The 16,791-nt window shown below is 59.5% G+C and carries 21 protein-coding genes and 2 pseudogenes; 15 read left to right on the forward strand and 8 right to left on the reverse strand.

Features of this window, described 5'->3' with window-relative positions:
* Positions 1-117: 117 nt before the first annotated feature.
* The 5 genes and pseudogenes from AMK00_RS30650 to map form a co-directional block, all read right to left on the reverse strand.
* Positions 118-249, reverse strand: a pseudogene (locus tag AMK00_RS30650) (JAB domain-containing protein); the annotation flags it as partial.
* Between the two features lie 4 nt (positions 250-253).
* Positions 254-1,441, reverse strand: coding sequence for an alpha-hydroxy acid oxidase (locus AMK00_RS09340; protein WP_064810206.1), 1,188 nt, complete (start codon positions 1,439-1,441; stop codon positions 254-256).
* Positions 1,442-1,703: 262 nt separating this feature from the next.
* The gene (locus tag AMK00_RS09345) at positions 1,704-3,065 is read right to left on the reverse strand and encodes a hypothetical protein (RefSeq protein ID WP_064810207.1); all 1,362 of its coding nucleotides are present in this window, start codon (positions 3,063-3,065) and stop codon (positions 1,704-1,706) included.
* A 65-nt stretch (positions 3,066-3,130) separates the two neighbouring features.
* Entirely contained in the window at positions 3,131-3,955 is an 825-nt protein-coding gene (radC, locus tag AMK00_RS09350) for a RadC family protein (protein WP_064811682.1), read from the reverse strand.
* Positions 3,956-3,962: 7 nt separating this feature from the next.
* Positions 3,963-4,799, reverse strand: coding sequence for a type I methionyl aminopeptidase (map, locus tag AMK00_RS09355; RefSeq protein ID WP_064802166.1), 837 nt, complete (start codon positions 4,797-4,799; stop codon positions 3,963-3,965).
* A 237-nt stretch (positions 4,800-5,036) separates the two neighbouring features.
* Here map and AMK00_RS09360 point away from each other — a divergent pair, with 237 nt between their 5' ends.
* The 3 genes from AMK00_RS09360 (at position 5,037) to AMK00_RS09365 (ending at position 6,346) form a co-directional block, all read left to right on the forward strand.
* Positions 5,037-5,696, forward strand: a complete 660-nt coding sequence (locus AMK00_RS09360) for a TetR/AcrR family transcriptional regulator (protein ID WP_064810208.1) — start codon at positions 5,037-5,039, stop codon at positions 5,694-5,696.
* Positions 5,697-5,843: 147 nt separating this feature from the next.
* Complete coding sequence (locus tag AMK00_RS32515; RefSeq protein ID WP_164517783.1) at positions 5,844-6,017, forward strand: hypothetical protein; 174 nt, start codon at positions 5,844-5,846, stop codon at positions 6,015-6,017.
* A complete protein-coding gene (locus AMK00_RS09365) occupies positions 6,014-6,346 on the forward strand; it encodes a DUF6105 family protein (protein WP_064810209.1) in 333 nt (110 codons plus the stop codon). Before AMK00_RS32515 ends, AMK00_RS09365 begins: the two co-directional genes overlap by 4 nt.
* On the opposite strand, the gene ruvX is transcribed toward AMK00_RS09365, so the two are convergent.
* Positions 6,283-6,777 carry a Holliday junction resolvase RuvX gene (ruvX, locus tag AMK00_RS09370; RefSeq protein ID WP_064802172.1) on the reverse strand — a complete coding sequence of 165 codons (495 nt, stop codon included), beginning with the start codon at positions 6,775-6,777 and terminating at the stop codon, positions 6,283-6,285. The two genes, AMK00_RS09365 and ruvX, sit on opposite strands and share 64 nt — an antisense overlap.
* Before the next feature lie 112 nt (positions 6,778-6,889).
* On the opposite strand from ruvX, the gene AMK00_RS09375 reads away from it, so the two are divergent.
* From AMK00_RS09375 to AMK00_RS30660, 11 genes and pseudogenes are all read left to right on the forward strand, one after another.
* A complete protein-coding gene (locus AMK00_RS09375) occupies positions 6,890-7,594 on the forward strand; it encodes a metal-dependent hydrolase (RefSeq protein WP_064810210.1) in 705 nt (234 codons plus the stop codon).
* A gap of 69 nt (positions 7,595-7,663) precedes the next feature.
* Positions 7,664-7,951, forward strand: coding sequence for an Asp-tRNA(Asn)/Glu-tRNA(Gln) amidotransferase subunit GatC (gene gatC / locus AMK00_RS09380; protein ID WP_009992749.1), 288 nt, complete (start codon positions 7,664-7,666; stop codon positions 7,949-7,951).
* Positions 7,952-8,010: 59 nt separating this feature from the next.
* Entirely contained in the window at positions 8,011-9,492 is a 1,482-nt protein-coding gene (gatA, locus tag AMK00_RS09385) for an Asp-tRNA(Asn)/Glu-tRNA(Gln) amidotransferase subunit GatA (RefSeq protein WP_064810211.1), read from the forward strand.
* Positions 9,483-9,977 carry a GNAT family N-acetyltransferase gene (locus AMK00_RS09390; protein WP_064810212.1) on the forward strand — a complete coding sequence of 165 codons (495 nt, stop codon included), beginning with the start codon at positions 9,483-9,485 and terminating at the stop codon, positions 9,975-9,977. The genes gatA and AMK00_RS09390 overlap by 10 nt, the downstream gene beginning before the upstream one ends.
* A 26-nt stretch (positions 9,978-10,003) precedes the next feature.
* Positions 10,004-10,279: a hypothetical protein gene (locus tag AMK00_RS09395; protein WP_064810213.1), complete on the forward strand. Its 276-nt coding sequence runs from the start codon at positions 10,004-10,006 to the stop codon at positions 10,277-10,279.
* A 279-nt stretch (positions 10,280-10,558) separates the two neighbouring features.
* Positions 10,559-11,032, forward strand: coding sequence for a hypothetical protein (locus AMK00_RS31860; RefSeq protein WP_123876191.1), 474 nt, complete (start codon positions 10,559-10,561; stop codon positions 11,030-11,032).
* Between the two features lie 357 nt (positions 11,033-11,389).
* Positions 11,390-13,405, forward strand: coding sequence for an RHS repeat-associated core domain-containing protein (locus AMK00_RS09405; protein WP_064810215.1), 2,016 nt, complete (start codon positions 11,390-11,392; stop codon positions 13,403-13,405).
* Position 13,406: 1 nt separating this feature from the next.
* Positions 13,407-14,033: an Imm52 family immunity protein gene (locus AMK00_RS09410; protein ID WP_123876192.1), complete on the forward strand. Its 627-nt coding sequence runs from the start codon at positions 13,407-13,409 to the stop codon at positions 14,031-14,033.
* A 682-nt stretch (positions 14,034-14,715) separates the two neighbouring features.
* A complete protein-coding gene (locus AMK00_RS32945; protein ID WP_237350458.1) occupies positions 14,716-14,880 on the forward strand; it encodes an ankyrin repeat domain-containing protein in 165 nt (54 codons plus the stop codon).
* A 20-nt stretch (positions 14,881-14,900) separates the two neighbouring features.
* Positions 14,901-15,086: an ankyrin repeat domain-containing protein gene (locus AMK00_RS32950; protein ID WP_237350459.1), complete on the forward strand. Its 186-nt coding sequence runs from the start codon at positions 14,901-14,903 to the stop codon at positions 15,084-15,086.
* A gap of 127 nt (positions 15,087-15,213) precedes the next feature.
* A pseudogene (locus tag AMK00_RS30660) lies at positions 15,214-15,381 on the forward strand (NADP-dependent phosphogluconate dehydrogenase); the annotation flags it as partial.
* 58 nt (positions 15,382-15,439) lie between these two features.
* On the opposite strand, the gene AMK00_RS30665 reads toward AMK00_RS30660, so the two are convergent.
* On the reverse strand, positions 15,440-15,547 hold the full coding sequence (locus tag AMK00_RS30665) for a BBE domain-containing protein (RefSeq protein WP_082240350.1): 108 nt from the start codon (positions 15,545-15,547) through the stop codon (positions 15,440-15,442).
* Positions 15,548-15,860: 313 nt separating this feature from the next.
* Here AMK00_RS30665 and AMK00_RS09420 point away from each other — a divergent pair, with 313 nt between their 5' ends.
* Positions 15,861-16,370, forward strand: a complete 510-nt coding sequence (locus tag AMK00_RS09420; RefSeq protein ID WP_064810217.1) for a GNAT family N-acetyltransferase — start codon at positions 15,861-15,863, stop codon at positions 16,368-16,370.
* 2 nt (positions 16,371-16,372) lie between these two features.
* On the opposite strand, the gene AMK00_RS09425 is transcribed toward AMK00_RS09420, so the two are convergent.
* The gene (locus AMK00_RS09425) at positions 16,373-16,684 is read right to left on the reverse strand and encodes a DUF1294 domain-containing protein (RefSeq protein WP_064810218.1); all 312 of its coding nucleotides are present in this window, start codon (positions 16,682-16,684) and stop codon (positions 16,373-16,375) included.
* Positions 16,685-16,791: the final 107 nt, after the last annotated feature.

Consider the following 16,791-nt stretch of genomic DNA (forward strand, 5'->3'; position numbering starts at 1 on the left):
CCTCTAGCCTCGGATTGGAAATGGAATCATTTTGCGACAAAAATGTCGCTCTTCTATCGGTAGCCGGTCAATGTTACAGATTGTTTTACGGCTGCTGATTCAGCCGGACTGTGTTTTTCAGATCAGCTTCAGCCCTTTCAGGCTGACATTGTCGTCCTTGCCGATGATGATGGGGTCGTGGACAGTGATATCAAGTGCCTTCGCCGCGTCGATGATCACCTTCGTCATATCGATGTCAGCGCGCGACGGTTGTTCATGCGCGAGTGATGTAGTCCGCGGAAATATCGCTCACCCCAGTGACCCCGAGTAACGCCATATTGCTATGCAGTTCCGTCTTCAGGATATCCGCCGCTCTGAGCACGCCCGGTAGCCCCGCGACGGCTGCAGCATAAAGGAATGGCCTGCCCACGAACACGAAACAGGCGCCAAGCGCGAGGGCCTTCATGATATCCGTTCCACGCCGGATGCCGCCGTCGATCATGACGGCAATGCTGTCTCCAACACGTGCGGCAATCTCCGGAAGGACCTGAAGGGGAGATGCGGTGCCGTCGAGCTGACGACCGCCATGATTGGAGACGATCACCCCATCCGCCCCGGTATCGGCAGCCCGTGCCGCGTCGTCAGGGTGCATGATCCCCTTGACCACGAGCTTGCCGGACCAGCGCTTGCGTATCCGCTCCAAGTGGCTCCAGTTGAGATGGTCACGCTTGCCGAAATCGCGCGTGACATTCGAGGAGATGATCGGCGCGCCTCTTGTGGCGTAGGAATTTTCAAAATGCGGAATGCCGTGCCGCACGATCGTGCGCAGGAATGTGCCGGTGGTCCAGCGGGGATGCGAGATGCCCTGCCATGCCAAGCGGAGCCCGGGACGCAAAGGCGTCGAAAACCCGGCCCTGACATTGTTTTCGCGGTTGGGCAGCGTCGCCGTGTCCACGGTCAGCAGAAGCGTGTCGATGCCGGCCGCCGCGACGCGATCGATCAGAGCATCGATACGATCGGGTTCGCCGGGCAGATAGGCCTGAAACCATGCCTGCGGGGAGGCCGCAGCGATCTCTTCCAGGGGGATGAGTGACGAACCGCTGATGATCATCGGGATTCCCGATTGGTCCGCGCCCTGCGCCAGCACGATGTCCCCCCGATAGGCCATCAGCGCGCTGATCCCCATCGGCGCAATGCCGAACGGTACGGCATGCGTCTTGCCGAAGAGGCTCGTTGCGGTGCTGCGCGTCGAGACGTCCCGAAGCACACGTGGCCGGAAGGCATAGGCCTGGAAGGCCTCTGCGTTATGCCGCAGCGACGCGTTGGTCTCGGTCGCGCCGGCGATATAACCGAACAGCGGCTTCGGCAGATGTCGCCGCGCCTTGATTTCGAAGTCGTCGAGGCAGAGCACGTCGTGGCAGGGCCGGGTCGATCGATCAGTGTTACCGCTGGAGATCGTCATGAAGCTTTATCTTCTCGGTATTTCGGGCGGGTATTATTCAGCGAGTGGCGGCGCAGGATTGCATAGAATCCCGCGCCAGCGACTGCTGTCAACTGAAGCTTTCCCAGTCTTCGCTTCCCTCGGATGCATGCCTGCGACCACTCCGGGTCGACGTCAGAATGAGCGTCCGCTGCATGCCGCCTGGAAGAAGCAGCAGAGCGCCGCTGACCGGACCGCCGGTCCAGCGCGCGCTCGGCCGCGACCTTTCCGTGCAGGAATGTCGCTAATTGTCCGTCAATAGAGTAAACCGACGTCTGTCGATCCGCTCGCGCGCCAACTGCCCCGCCGCTGCGCAGAGATCGGGCGCATAGAGCTGGCAAGTTCTTCGCTTTTCGATTGCCCTGTCGATCAAATCCAGAAGTCGCGCAGGTGCGATGTCGGGCGGCGCGGCAATGCGACCGATGACGACATGTTTTTCCATTCTCTCATGCTCGGCGTGATCGATGTCGGGATTGCGCCAGCAATTTGCGCACATAATCCTAAAGTTCTCGGTGTGTGAATAGATAACGGCGTCCCCGTCCAATTCCCCGCTTAGATCAACCAATTGCCCTGCCGCCTCTTGCGTGCCCGCGAAAGCAAAGAACTGGTAGTTCCGGCGCGCAAGCGTTGCCAGATGCGGGAAGACCGGAACCTCTTGTTCACCGTAGGTATGATACGTAATCGGAGCGCCGTCCATGAGGACAACATCGCCATAGTCGACGCCGAGACTGCCGAACAGGACGCTGCGAATAATGCCATGACACGGACTTAAACGTTCGATCCATACTGTCTCCTCTTCCCCTGGATCATCTGAGTCCGCCGTCCGCTCAGCAAGAGGCCGCTGGGCAAGTCTCACCTTGCAGGCCGCATACCCGCCTTCCGGTAACCCGAACCTTCCAAGCTCGATCTTCTGTCCCATCCGCTTCCACACGTCCAAAGCGGTCTCGGTGTCCCCTGCGCCCGTAGCGCATATTCCAAGGTTCCACTCGGTGCTGTCGATAACCTCCCGCTGCAAGCTTGCAGCAGCCAGGCCCGCCGCTACTCCTTCTGCGAATCTGCCCCGCGTCTTGTAGAAGAGGCCCAAATTGTATTGATGCGCGCTGTTCCGTGGATCGATTTCCGTCAGTTTCCGGAGACTGTTCTCGGCGATTGCATCCATCTGGCGTGCCATCATTCGCGCCGACGTGGCGAGCCCGCGCAGTATCTGCTCCTGTTCAGGCCGCCCCTCATGAAGCTTGGCTAAGCGGTCCAGCTTCGCGACCATCGACTGAAATATGGGGTGTTCGGGCGGTGGCGCGTTCAGATCATCGATGTCGCGGACGGCTTCCAGGCATTGCCCGAGCGCCGAAAGGATATCGATATTGTCGTTGTGGGCATCTGCGATCTCGGAAAGAACGTCTGTCGCCTCTTCTCTTGTAAGGCTTTGTTGGTCGACTATCCATAACAATGCCATCGCGGCCTCAGTCTGGTGACGCTGGGCTTTTCGAAATGGTTGGATCTTCTGCCATGCCGCCGACGTGCGGCCCGCCTGTCCTTCTGCAACGACGTCACGCGCTATCGCGTCGATCTCATCGGAAGTGAGAACCGCATTGGGACCATTTGACATGATCGTCTCCGTGGAGGGCTTCGGGGTGGGCGATGGTTACGTAGTCACGTCTCAATGCAGCGGGATTACATTAACTTCAGCCCCTTGAGGCTGACATGGCCGTCCTTGCCGATGATGATGTGGTCGTGGACGGTGATGTCGAGGGCCTTGGCCGCCTCGATGATCACCTTCGTCATGTCGATGTCGGCGCGTGAGGGCGTCGGGTCGCCGGAGGGGTGGTTGTGGACGAGGATGATCGCTGTTGCCGAAAGCTCGAGCGCGCGTTTGACCACCTCGCGGGGATAGACCGGCGTATGGTCGACCGTGCCGCGGCCCTGCACCTCATCAGCGATCAGCACGTTGCGCTTGTCGAGGAAGAGGATGCGGAACTGTTCGCGTGTCTCGTGCGCCATGGCGGCGTGGCAATACTGGATAACCGAGGACCAGGAGGATAGAACCTGCTTGCTTCTGATCTCGCTCTTCAGGGTCCGGTGAGCGACGGTGGCGATCAGTTTCAGGTCGAGGGCGACATTCTCGCCGACGCCCTTCACCTCCGTCAGTAGCGCCGCCGGCGCGCCAAAGACGCCGGCGAGAGAGCCGAATCGTTCGATGAGCGCCTTGGCGATCGGCTTGGTGTCGCGTCGCGGGATCAGCCGGAAAAGTAGGAGTTCGAGGATTTCGTAATCGGCAAGCGCCGTATCGCCGAGTTCGCGGAAGCGGTCACGCAGCCGCTCGCGATGACCGTGATAATGTTCCGGCCTGGAAAGCGAGGCGGGTAGGGCGGTCGGGGCGTTCGGCGCGGCTGATTTTTGCGGCCGGCCGCCGAAGAACGAGCGTTCGTCGACAACAGGCTCTTCAGTCTCGAAAAGCAGCTTGTCGTCGGAAGATGTCGCAACAGGCCGCTTCGCCATCAGATCGTCACCTGGCAAGCGGCGGCAGTCCGGGCCGGTCGAGGCCACCCGGTGACAGCGTGAAGATTTCGCAGCCATCGGCGGTGACGCCGACCGTGTGTTCATACTGCGCGGAAAGCGAGCGGTCGCGGGTCACGGCCGTCCAGCCGTCGGCGAGCACCTTCACATGCGGCCGGCCGAGATTGATCATCGGCTCGATGGTGAAGATCATGCCTTCACGCAGCTCCGGCCCTTCATTGGCGCGGCCATAATGCAGGATGTTCGGCGAATCGTGAAACAGCCGGCCGACGCCGTGGCCGCAGAAATCGCGCACCACCGAACAGCGCTCGGCCTCCGCATAGGCCTGGATCGCCTCGCCGATCGCGCCGGTGCGGGCGCCGGGCCTGACGGCTGATATGCCGCGCATCAGGGATTCATAGGTGACCTCGAGCAGCCGCTCGGCGGCGCGCTTGATCGTGCCGACCGGATACATCCGGCTCGAATCGCCATGCCAGCCGTCGAGCACGAAGGTAACGTCGATATTGACGATATCGCCCTCGCGCAGCGGCTTGTCGTTTGGAATGCCGTGGCAGACGACGTGATTGATCGAGGTGCAGGTGGATTTGGTATAGCCGCGATAATTCAGCGTCGCCGGATACGCGCCGTGGTCCATGCCGAAATCGAATACGAATCGGTCGATCTCGTCGGTAAGCAGGCCGGGCCTGACGATATCGGCAAGCGCATCGAGGCAGCGCGCGGTCAGCTGGCACGCCCTGCGCATGCCTTCGAACGCCTGCCCATCGTAAAGCCGGATGGCACCCGTATTCTTCGGCGGCGCGGAGGAGGCTTCGATATAATTCACCATTGCAGGGCCTTAGCGGAGATTGTTAGATTTGTTCATAATGCAGCTATGCGGGGTTCGTCCATCGCGATCAACCGTCGGGACGAGATTTCTGAAAGGATTCGCGCCGTCTCCCGCGCCCATCCGACGCCGGATTCTGAGTGCTGGAAGAAATATCCACAATCTTCCCAAGGGGATAGGATTGATCAGATAAGGTCTCCCCGCTACTCACCGATTGGTGACAGCGGGGAAGGGTCGGTCATGCTGAGTGAAGTTGAAAATCTCGATAATTCGCCCGGGGTTGGTGCGGAGCCGGAACGGCGCGTGCGCGATCGCGGCGCCACCGAGCGCGCCATCCTTGCCGCCGCCAAGAGCCTGCTGGCGCAGGAGGGCTTCCAGAATTTCGGCATCAATGCGGTCGCCCGCCGCGCCGGCTGCGACAAGCAGTTGATCTACCGCTACTATGGCGGCCTTGACGGTTTGGTCGAGGCGATCGGCGCGGATCTCGGCACATGGGTGAGGGATCGTATTCCGGAAGATGCCGGCGGCATGTTCATGCTCACCTACGGCGATCTGATGGAGCGGCTGGCGCTTCTGCTGCTCGACGCCTTGAGAAATGATCCGCTGATGCGCCGCATCCTCGCCTGGGAAGTATCGGAAAATACCGAGCAGGTGAGGCGGCTGTCCGAGGCCCGTTCGAAGGCTCTTGCCCTTTGGCTGGATCGCATGCGCGGTTCGCTGGCGCCGCCGAAGGGCGTGGATGCGGCAGCCGTCAATGCCGTCGTGATCGCGGCGATCCAGCACCTCGTGCTTTCCGGCGCAGCCGGCGGCCAGTGCGCCGGCCTATCGCTGAAGACGTCGAAGGACTGGGAGAAGGCCGCGACGGCACTGAAGCGTCTCGTGCGCGGCGTCTACGGCTGACATCCTTTCATCCATAGGCTCCATTCATCCACAGGGAGAAGGCCTGGCGTTAACCTTAACGAATGGTTTACGTTGCGTGGGGCTGGTTAACCCGACAGTGTGGCGGGGAGCAGAGATGGTACGAGTGAGAGTCCCGAGTTGACGCCCATGGGAAGCAAGATCGCCAAAGCCGCAATTCTGGTGACGGCAATGATGTTCTTCGCAGTCCTGGCGCTGGATATTGCAATTCCGGCGCTGGTGCTTTGCATCATGGCATTGTCGACCTGGCTGGTTTCCCTCGATCTGCCCGTTGCCCGCAAGCAGGGAGGAGAAGCCGCATGAAGTGGTTTCTAGTCTTCTGGGCCGGTCCTATCGTCTTTTTGGGCGCATGGTACTGGCTCTCCTATTACGACATGAATTTCGGCATCTTCATGCTGACACGGCAGGTCCATGACCTGACCTTCGAAATTTATGGCGAAGCCCTCGGAATTCCGGCGGAAACCATTCCGCCGCTCGTTGCCCGCGCCATTGCGGTGGACAGTCTCGTCGTCTTCGCCATCCTGGGCTTTAGAAAGCGTAAGTTGATCGCCGCTTGGTGGAAGGCGCGTCAGGCGCTGAATTCGTCTCCCGCAGACCTTGCGAGCGATGACAGCCTGTCGAGGGCCCCCTGAAGGATGAAGCTTGCCGCGGCCGAATCGATCCGTTCGGCTCGCTTGGCACGAGAGACGTCCATTTCGATGAGCGTCCGTTCGGCCGCGACCGTCGAAAGCCGTTCGTCCCAATAGACGAAGGGCAGCACCGTTTTCTGCTCCATGTTGCGCACGAAAGCGCGCGTCGCCTGTACGCGCGGCCCCGCCGATCCGTCCATATTCATCGGCAGGCCGATGATGAAGCCGGCAACCTTTTCCGCCGTCGCGAAGTCCAGCAGCGCCTGCGCATCGATTGTGAACTTGACGCGGCGGATCACCGGTCGCGGCGTGGCGAAACGCCGGCCGAGATCGGACATCGAAAGCCCGATCGTTTTGGTGCCGAGATCGAGCCCGGCGATCGCCTGCCCGGGAGCAAGGGTTTCAGCCATTTCCTCGATCGTCAGCACCGTCATTGCGTTTCATCCCGTCAAAAGAAATTGAAGCCGCCGCCGCTTTCCTTTGCCGGGGCATGAGATATTTCCTTACCATCGAAATCAGATTTTGCATCACGTAAGGAGAGATTTCATGAAGATCACCTGGCTTGGCCATTCCGCCTTCCGCATCGAGACATCAAAGGCGAAGATCCTGCTCGATCCCTTCCTCAGCCATAACGCCTCCTTTTCCGGCCAGGACATCAAGGATGTGTCCGCAGGCATCACCCATATCCTGCTGACCCATGGCCATGGCGACCATGTCGGCGATACCGTGGCGCTTGCCAAGGAAACCGGCGCCGTCGTTCTTGCGAATGCCGATCTTGCCGCATGGCTCGGTTCCAAGGGCGTCGACAGGATCGAGATGGGCAATACCGGCGGGACGGTCACGTTCGGCGGCTTCTCCGCCACGTTCACCAATGCGCTGCATTCCTCTGCCCAGATCACCGAGGACGGCGTCTCGCATGCGCTCGGCAACGCCAACGGCCTGATGCTGCATTTCGATGACGAAGCCTCGATCTTCGCCATGGGCGACACCGACATCTTCTCCGACATGGCGCTGATCAACGAGTTGCACCAGCCCGATATCGGCTTCGTGCCGATCGGCGACCGCTTCACCATGGGCGGCGCGGTGGCGGCACTCGCCTGCCAGCGCTATTTCAGCTTCAAGACCGCGATCCCTTGCCATTTCGGCACCTTCCCGATCATCGACCAGACGGCCGATAAATTCGTTGCCGGCATGGAGGGATCGAAGACTGAGGCGAGGGCGCTGAAGCCTGCCGAGAGCCTGTCGATCTGACGAAACCCCGTTGCACCGGGCGGACATGGCCTTTATAGCGGGTAGGAAAAATCCTATCCGGAGAATGCCATGTCCGTCGATCTTGCCACCGTGAAGCGCGTCGCCAAACTTGCCCGTATTGCCGTCTCTGAGGATGAGGCAAATCGCATGGTCGGCGAGCTGAACGGCATCCTCGGCTTCGTCGAGCAGCTTTCCGAAGTCAATGTCGATGGCGTCGAGGCGATGACATCGGTGACGCCGATGGCGATGAAGAAGCGGACCGACGAGGTGACCGACGGCAACAAGGCCGCCGATATCGTCGCCAATGCGCCCGTCACCGATCATAATTTCTTCCTGGTGCCGAAAGTCGTCGAATAGGGCTTCGAAAGCCTCTTTCCGACCCTGTTGCCATTTTCAAGACCTGAAGCGAAAACACGATGAGCGAACTCACCAGCCTGACCATTGCCGAAGCCCGCGAGAAGCTGCGCGCCAAGGAAATCACCGCAATCGAATTGACTGAAGCGTACATTTCGGCGATCGATGCGGCCAATGAGCGGCTGAACGCCTACATAAAAACAACGCCGGATCTCGCCCGCGTCATGGCCAGGAAGTCCGACGAGCGGATTGCAGCCGGCACGGCGGGCGAGCTCGAAGGCATCCCGCTGGGGATCAAGGATCTCTTCGCCACCGTCGGCGTCCACACCCAGGCCTGCAGCCACATTCTCGACGGTTTCGAGCCGCGTTACGAATCGACCGTGACGCAGAACCTCTGGGATGATGGCGCCGTCATGCTCGGCAAGCTGAACATGGACGAGTTCGCCATGGGCTCGTCCAACGAGACGTCCTACTACGGCCCGGTGATCAATCCCTGGCGGGCAGAAGGCTCCAACCAGCAACTCGTCCCGGGCGGCTCCTCCGGCGGCTCGGCAGCTGCCGTTGCCGCCCATCTTTGCGCCGGCGCCACCGCGACCGATACGGGCGGCTCGATCCGTCAGCCGGCCGCCTTCACCGGCACCGTCGGCATCAAGCCGACCTATGGCCGCTGCTCGCGCTGGGGCACCGTCGCCTTCGCCTCCTCGCTCGATCAGGCCGGTCCGATCGCCCGCGATGTGCGCGATGCCGCCATCCTTTTGAAGTCGATGGCAAGCGTCGACGCCAAGGACACGACCTCGGTCGATCTGCCCGTGCCGGACTACGAGGCCGCCCTCGGCCAGTCGCTGAAGGGCATGAAGATCGGCATCCCGAACGAATATCGCGTCGACGGCATGCCCGGGGAGATCGAGACCCTCTGGCGCCAGGGCATCGCCTGGCTGAAGGATGCCGGCGCCGAAATCGTCGATATCTCCCTGCCGCACACCAAATATGCGCTTCCGGCCTATTATATCGTTGCGCCTGCCGAGGCGTCCTCGAACCTCGCGCGATATGACGGCGTGCGCTACGGCCTGCGCGTCGACGGCAAGGATATCGTCGACATGTACGAAAAGACGCGCGCCGCCGGCTTCGGCAAGGAAGTCAAGCGCCGCATCATGATCGGCACCTACGTACTGTCGGCCGGCTACTACGACGCCTATTACATCCGCGCCCAGAAGGTCCGCACGCTGATCAAGCGCGATTTCGAACTGGCCTTCGATGCCGGCGTCGATGCGATCCTGACGCCGGCGACGCCGTCCTCCGCCTTCGGCATTGCTGACGAAAACCTCGCCGCCGATCCGGTGAAGATGTATCTGAACGACATCTTTACGGTGACGGTCAACATGGCGGGCCTGCCCGGCATCGCCGTGCCCGCCGGACTCGACCACAAGGGCCTGCCGCTCGGCCTGCAGCTGATCGGCAAGGCCTTCGACGAGGAAACCCTCTTCAAGACCGCCTACGTCATCGAGCAGGCCGCCGGCAAGTTTACGCCGGCCAAGTGGTGGTAACGGGTCTCACGATCCGAAAGATAGCCTCCGCCGACCACGAAACGGTCGGCGCCGTCGGCTTCGCCGCATGGGCCGCAGCCGACGCCTTCGACGACAGTTATCGCGATCCCGATGTGATTGCTAAAGTCAGGCAAGAGTTCACCGTGTTTCCGCGAGAGACGAAAGGTGAGATCTTCGTTGCCGAACTCCACGCGGAGATCGTCGGCTGGGGTGCCCGGGAAGGCGAACCCAACTATGTGTCCGATCTCTGGGTGCATCCCGATCATCAGGGTAAGGGTGTGGGCGAGGCTCTGCTGTTGCATCTGTGCGAGCTGATGGCGGCCGAAGGGCTGACGACCGCCCGGATCGACACGCATGCCAGGAACATAGGCGCGATCCGGCTTTACAAACGCTGCGGTTTCACCATCATCTGGCACGGTATCGAATTCTCCAGGAGCATGGGCGTCCCGCTCGAAAAGGTGCATCTGGAGAAGCAGCTAGGCTGAGCAATAGCCGAAACTGGGAGGGCTACATGGCAGGCAATGATCTTGTGCGCCTGATCGAGGCAATCGATCGCCTTGCCACCGGCGGCTTCGCCATGGGCGCGGATTGGCAGGCGGTCCACGATATCTGTCAGCGCCACGAAGGCGAACAGCCGTTCGACTGGGGCCACGCCCTCTGCCATCGCATCGAGGGCGACGACTGGAATTCCGACTACTGGTATCGCCGCGCCGGCAAGATGCGCGGCTCGGGCACGATGGCCGACGAGTGGGCGGCGATGCGGGCGGAATTGTCCGCAAAGGCTTGAGCTTTGCCCTGACCGTGTCGGTTTAAGGCGCGGCCAGAGTGAGTTGGTCGCCTGGCCCTATTTATGTCCGGCTGCAACCTGACTGCCCCCAGTTGCTATGGGCTTCTTGTCTCCCGCGTCAAAGGATGCGCTATGGGCGACAGTCTTCAACCTGCTTAAATATCGACTAAAAATCGTGGGCACCTACCGTTATTCAGAAAAGGTCGGAATGCGGGACTGAACGACTCCACCAGCTACGAAGCCGACGGCCAGACGATATCGATCGCCTACATCCAATGCGTGACGACCAGCTTCAGCTATCCGCCGACCCGGCGCTGGCTGGACCGGGTGACGACGGCGATGGGCACGACGGTGCTGATGGACAATCAGTACACTCGTGACAAACTAGGCCGGATCAAGACGATCACCGGTCTGGCAGGCAACGACAACTGGACCTATGGCTATGACGATCTCTCTCGTTACCACTCGCTACAGATAAGGAGTATGGGATGGGCAGTTCAAAGTTCGAAGATCCGCGATTGGGCGTCTACTGCTGCGGCCATATGTTCCGGCGTGAACGGCCTGCGCGCCTCGTTATTAGAGAAGAGGGTGACTGGCAGTTTTTATGCGGGGGTGTTGATCACAGTGATCCGCTTGAACCATATCACGTTAGCGTCGGCGTCTTGCTCGATGCCGACTCGACGCTTAATCAAATCGCAGATCTTCCGCCAGAGTGGGAAGCTGAGCGTGCTGAAGTTGGAGGCGCCTGGCTGAGAACTGTCGGGAAGCAATAATTAAGCCGATTAGGATGGCCGCGCTTCAGGTCTGGCCATTCATACCTGTTTGTCTCAGTGGTAAGTCATGCGTAGTCTACCGCCGTTACTCTCCGGGACTACACACGTAGCGGTATGTGCTGTTGACCTTTGGATCGAGGTATGAGTATCGCGCCTACGACCCACTCGGCCGTCTGCTGGGAGTGCGTGACCCGAAGGCGCGCAATGGACCTACACCTACGATCTGCTCGGCAACCGTCTGACGGCAAGTGATCCGGATCTCGGCAACTGGTCCTATGACTATGACGATGCCGGCCGGCTGATCCGCCAAACGGATGCGCGTGGCGCGGTGACGACGATGGCCTACGACCAGATGGGCCGGGTCACTCGCAAGGAGGTGACGGAGCCGGGTGCGACGGTGCCGACACTGCTGGCTGAGAACAGCTATGACGAGCCTGCCGCCACCTTCCAGTCGCACAATGCCGGCATGCTGACCACGGCCGAGAACGCCGATGCGACGCTGACCTACACCCGTATTTATAATGGCGCCGGCGACAAGGTCATCACCCGGGCGGTCATCGACGGCGTGGCGAGCACGACCACCGTCGAGCATGGGCCGACCGGCAAAACCACGGCGATAGGTTATCAGCCTGCCAACATTGTCGTCGGCAAGCGGACCTTGCCCTGGCTTTATAACGACGCCGACCTGCTTTCCAGGATCCCCGGGCAGATCGATTCCATCAGCTACGAGGCCGACGGCCAGACGACATCGATCACCTACATCAATGGCGTGACGACCAGCTTCAGCTATTCGCCGACCCGGCGCTGGCTGGAGCGGGTGACAACGGCGAAGGGCACGACGGTGCTGATGGACAATCAGTATACCCGTGACAAACTAGGCCGGATCAAGACGATCACCGGCTTGGCGGCCAACGACAACTGGACCTACAGCTATGACGATCTCTCTCGCCTGACCGGCGCCGACAATGCCGGCGACAACACCCTCGACGAGACCTACAGCTACGACACCAATCACAATCTTCTCTCCCGCACTCGGGTCGGCGCCTATGTCTATCCGACGACGGCATCAGCGATCCGCCCGCATGCGGCAACGCAGATCGGTGCCAAGACGATCGACTATGACGCCAACGGCAACATGGTCTCGGACGGTAGCCGCACGCTGAGCTGGGACGGCGCCAACCGGCTGGCGAGCGTCACCCAGGACGGCGCCACGGTGAGCTTCGCCTACGGACCGGACGGCGCCCGGGTGAAGAAGAGCTGGGCCTTCGGCACCACGCTCTATCCCGACGCCAATGTCGAGATCGACCGCTCGACGCCGGGCACGGACCTCTACACGCTCTATCCGCATCCCGACGCCAAGATCGTCGTCACATCAGGCAGCACCGAGCAGGACAAGTTCTTCCTGCACCGCGATCATCTCGCCTCGGTGCGGCAGGTGACCAACGAAAGCGGCTATCGGGTCGAACAGACCGGCTATGCCGCCTATGGCGAAGCCACCAACACCAGCTTCCAGACCAAGAAAAGCTATATCGGCGAACGCTTCGATCCCGAAACCGGGCTGATGTACCTCAATGCCAGATACTACGATCCGGCCTTCGGGCGGTTCATCTCGCCCGATGATTGGGACCCGACCAAGGAAGGCGTCGGCACCAACCGCTACAGCTACTCCGAAAACGATCCTGTCAATAAGTCTGATCCAAATGGGCATATGGGTGCGGCTCCTGGACGAGGAAGAAGCGCTGACGGGCCGGAAGCTCTGCTCAACATGTTAGAGGCGGCGGCAAATTTCGTCGAATTCATTGGCGAAGGCCTCACTGGGGCCGGTAATCCAGAGTTCCGCCCTCTTGCCGCCGGTGCGGGCATTGTAGGACGCGAGGCACAGGTATTTAGCAAGACCTTGCAAGGGTCTCGTCTAGCTCAAACCGAAGCTGTGACAGGAACCTGGGTAACTACCTCTGAAAGGATGAGCGCCCGAGCTGCAGCTCACCAAATGGCGGTGACCGGAAGAACCGCGGATCAGAGTTTCCTCGTGAACAATGTTAAATTTGATGGATATGATAAATATCGGGACGTCCTGTTGGAGGCGAAGGACAAATATGGGAACTTTGTTAAAAAGGACGGAAGATTTTACGAATGGTTCAGCGGACAGGACAGTCTTGCAGCGCAAGCAAGCCGTCAGGTGCAAGCGGCAGGGGGGAGACAAGTTGAGTGGGTATTCTCCGATACAAAATCTGCCAGGGCGACAGCGAACCTTTTTGAAGACCGGGGCATTAAAGGTATATCGATTCAAGTGAAGGATCCTACGCAGCAAGTTCCCACCATTGGCAGTACGTTTAACTCTCGGGGCTATTAATATGAATACACGTTACAAATTATTGGCTTACCGTGATAGCAGGCCAAGAAGCCCTGAACAATGCGCAACCGACTTGAGCGTATTACTGAATAGGCTTGCAAAGATCAGCCCAGCGGTTTTTCACTGGAAGCTGCGTGGATCGTCAAAACGAAAAGCAATGCAAAATAGCTTCATCGATCCCAATGATTTTGAATTTTTGAGCGATATTGTCTTAAAGAGCGCAAATCGGCGTGACGGGGATCACAGTATTATTCCCGAGCTTGGTTTCTCAATTTCTTTTTGGAATGGATCAACAAAAGACGAGAGCGCGGCAAGCTTAAGCATAGCGAACGGATTGACGAGTAACATTGTTCCGAATTCCGTTGTTCTGAATTTTCCATCTCTAGGTTATTCAAATAACAACATTGAAGCGACTGTTGGTATTATTTCCGCTGCTGTTGATAGCATTGATGCTGAGCGCGCATTGTTATTCAGAGAGGACTTGGCGCCTCCTTCTGTAGGCAAGATGTTCTTGGAAACGGCGGCGTTTCTCGCTGACGGATTTGATCCCCAAGCCTCTAGTCGGCTCGCGCAAGAGGCGGATGAAATCATTTTGGCAAGCCGCGGCAAGATTTTCGTCAAGCGGTAGGGTACGCAAATCATAAAGCCTGTTTTAATTGGCCGGATCACGGAGATCGTTAGCGGACGTCGGCCGATGGCTGGAGCTATAGATATAACGATCTCGGCCGTTTGACCGGGGCCGACAATGCCGGCAACAACACCCTCGACGAGACCTACACCTATTCGCCGAACGGTAACCTGCTGTCGTGCACGCCGCATCGGCACCTATGTCTACCCGACAACGGCGTCAGCGATCCATCCGTACGCGGCAAGGCAGATCGGTGCGAAGGCCATCGACTATGACGCCAACGCAATATGTCTGACGGCGCCCGCACGCTGACCTGGGACGGCGCCAACCGGTTGTCGAGCGTCACCCAGAATGGCGCCGATGCTTCGGCCAATTGAGGAGGTGCGGGACCTGATTCAAGAGGGGATAGAGTGGCAACAGAGTCCGACGTAAAAATGCAAGCATGAGCTTGGCGGACGTCGCCGCCATTGTCGTCGCACCTGCAACACCGATGACCTTAGAAAGGTATCCAGGACTACTGAACCGAATTGAACTCGGCAGCTTCAACTACTCCCATGAATGACTAGTCAAAGATCGAGCATTTCATTGAGCGAATCGTGGCCGGCGCTTCACAAGCTCAGCTGGAAATCGACTCCAAGGAACTTAACTTGAACAATGTCGGCTACATGGTCGAACACCGCTCATGGTCTCGGCAGCTGAAGGTTTGCTTGCAGCGGTTAAGACGCTGGTGCGGAAGGGTGCTTCTGTACACGCGGTTGGTCGTGCTGAAATGACGGCACTACACGAAGCATCTGCGAATGGCGAAGCAGCCGTTGCAAACTACCTTCTACCCCTGGCGCGGACGTAAACGCCGAGACGGCCGACGGCGTGACCCCGCTGATCTGTGCGGCGGTCTGGGGAAACACCGAAGTTGCAGAGCTATTGCTGCAGAACCATGCGGACATGACGAAGACCGATCGCACTGGTGCAACAGCCGCCGATATTGCACGCGAGAAAGGTGAGAACGATACCGCGGACCTGATCAACTCATACTCGTCGCGGAAGAGTGAATAGGCTTCTGATGACCTGCCATTGAACTTTCATCCAGCTGCGAATAGAGCCCGACGGTTTTGAACGCGAAGAGGCGCGGTATGAGCAACCGGCGGAAACGCGAAGCTTTCATTGCGGCGTTGGAGCCGGTCCGGCGATGGTCCCGGCGCTCACCTATTTCGACGCCTACCGCCAGGGCAGGGGAACGGCCAACCTCATCCAGGCCCAGCGCGACTTCTTCGGCGCCCACGGCTTCGACCGCCTCGATGGCAAGGATTTCCACCACGGCCCCTGGGGCAGCGGTGCCGCGACCTTCTGAGATTTGCCAAAATGATTGAGGAAAAGCCCGGCCGTCGCGCCGGGCTTTTCAATGATGGCTACGCTGTCGGTTTGATGTTCTGGTTCAGACAGAACATATTCATCGGGTCGTATTTGTTTTTGAGTTCAACAAGCCGCTGATAATTTGGCCCGTAGGCTGCCTTGATCCGCTCCTGGCCTTCTTCGCCGAGATTGTTGACATAGACGGCGCCCGTTGGCGCTCATTCGAACGTCAGGGCTTCGTTTTTTCGGGCCCATGCGCGCAAGAAAACTTGCGGGCAGGGCCTTTACCGGGTCTCAGGCAGGCTCAACATAAAACACCTCGATAAGATCTATTATTCGGCCCGGAAAAAGCGGTCAAGAGCATCCTTGTCGATGAAAACCGGTCGAAAACCCTGGTTTCGGTTGATCATCCCTTTGCAGCTACTGGTAAATTCCGCGACTCAGTGATCTAGTTAGAGGGGTAACGCGGAGGTGTCGTTGATCCACATTCGCAATGCCCGAGACGGGGAAGCGGAGCTATTGAGCGAAATCGGGCTCAGGGCCTGGCAAAAGGCGATGGCGTCGATCGGCGAATCGGATGCGATGATCGACGCGGCGCGCAACGCCTTTCGCAACTTCGTGGAGAATGACTGGCTGACCATCACGGTCATCGAGCAGAACGGCCAGGTCGCAGGCTGGGCTGCACGCGAGGGATTGGACGAAACCATCTCGGATTTCTGGATCGATCCCATCTTCACCCGGCAGGGACTCGGCTCAGCCCTTCTCGAACGCATCGAGAAGGATATCGCCGGCCGGGGCTTCGAGACGGCGGCGGTGCAGACCCATTCCGGCAATAGCGAGGCAATCGGCTTTTTTCGGAAGCACGGTTACGGCATTCACTGGCTGTCGGTCGCCTATAATCCGAAGCTTGATCGCGACGTGCCCTCTGTCGGGCTGACGAAGCCGCTGGTTTCGGACAGCCAGGGCGGCTATGGGCAGGAATTCTGAAGTTAAAAATCCAGCTGAAGGTGAGGCGCCCATAGCGGCGCGAAGGCCAGCGCCGTGGCCAAGGCGCCGTGGAGGATCAGGATCGCCGCCAGGATCGACCGGAACGGCTCCTTCCTCGTCTTGTGGCGCAGGATCTGCTGTGCCGCCACCGCGCCGAGGCTGCCGCCGATCAGCGCAAGGGTCAGAAGCGTTCGCTCGCTGATGCGCCGCCCGCCTTGGCGCGCCGCCTGCTTGTCGAGGAAATAGACCGAAAAGACGATCAGGTTCTGCGCCAGAAACAGTGCGGCCAATTTGATGATGTCGGTCATCGTCATGCGGCTACACTGCCATGCCCGGTTAACCCAAGGCAAATGTCGCCGCCCTTCGTCAAACCGCGGTGTGCGATGGGGAAAGCCTTGCACCGGAATGCCATTTCCTTTAC

Origin of the sequence: Rhizobium sp. N621 (assembly GCF_001664325.1) — a bacterium.
Taxonomy (GTDB): domain Bacteria; phylum Pseudomonadota; class Alphaproteobacteria; order Rhizobiales; family Rhizobiaceae; genus Rhizobium; species Rhizobium esperanzae.

Excerpts from the sequence above, each read along its gene's own strand:
- AMK00_RS09340 (WP_064810206.1), bottom strand. The coding sequence starts at position 1,441 with ATGACGATCTCCAGCGGTAACACTGATCGATCGACCCGGCCCTGCCAC.
- AMK00_RS09345 (WP_064810207.1), bottom strand. The coding sequence starts at position 3,065 with ATGTCAAATGGTCCCAATGCGGTTCTCACTTCCGATGAGATCGACGCG.
- radC (WP_064811682.1), bottom strand. The coding sequence starts at position 3,955 with ATGGCGAAGCGGCCTGTTGCGACATCTTCCGACGACAAGCTGCTTTTC.
- map (WP_064802166.1), bottom strand. The coding sequence starts at position 4,799 with ATGGTGAATTATATCGAAGCCTCCTCCGCGCCGCCGAAGAATACGGGT.
- AMK00_RS09360 (WP_064810208.1), top strand. The coding sequence starts at position 5,037 with ATGCTGAGTGAAGTTGAAAATCTCGATAATTCGCCCGGGGTTGGTGCG.
- AMK00_RS32515 (WP_164517783.1), top strand. The coding sequence starts at position 5,844 with ATGGGAAGCAAGATCGCCAAAGCCGCAATTCTGGTGACGGCAATGATG.
- AMK00_RS09365 (WP_064810209.1), top strand. The coding sequence starts at position 6,014 with ATGAAGTGGTTTCTAGTCTTCTGGGCCGGTCCTATCGTCTTTTTGGGC.
- ruvX (WP_064802172.1), bottom strand. The coding sequence starts at position 6,777 with ATGACGGTGCTGACGATCGAGGAAATGGCTGAAACCCTTGCTCCCGGG.
- AMK00_RS09375 (WP_064810210.1), top strand. The coding sequence starts at position 6,890 with ATGAAGATCACCTGGCTTGGCCATTCCGCCTTCCGCATCGAGACATCA.
- gatC (WP_009992749.1), top strand. The coding sequence starts at position 7,664 with ATGTCCGTCGATCTTGCCACCGTGAAGCGCGTCGCCAAACTTGCCCGT.
- gatA (WP_064810211.1), top strand. The coding sequence starts at position 8,011 with ATGAGCGAACTCACCAGCCTGACCATTGCCGAAGCCCGCGAGAAGCTG.
- AMK00_RS09395 (WP_064810213.1), top strand. The coding sequence starts at position 10,004 with ATGGCAGGCAATGATCTTGTGCGCCTGATCGAGGCAATCGATCGCCTT.
- AMK00_RS09405 (WP_064810215.1), top strand. The coding sequence starts at position 11,390 with ATGGCCTACGACCAGATGGGCCGGGTCACTCGCAAGGAGGTGACGGAG.
- AMK00_RS09410 (WP_123876192.1), top strand. The coding sequence starts at position 13,407 with ATGAATACACGTTACAAATTATTGGCTTACCGTGATAGCAGGCCAAGA.
- AMK00_RS32945 (WP_237350458.1), top strand. The coding sequence starts at position 14,716 with ATGGTCTCGGCAGCTGAAGGTTTGCTTGCAGCGGTTAAGACGCTGGTG.
- AMK00_RS09425 (WP_064810218.1), bottom strand. The coding sequence starts at position 16,684 with ATGACGATGACCGACATCATCAAATTGGCCGCACTGTTTCTGGCGCAG.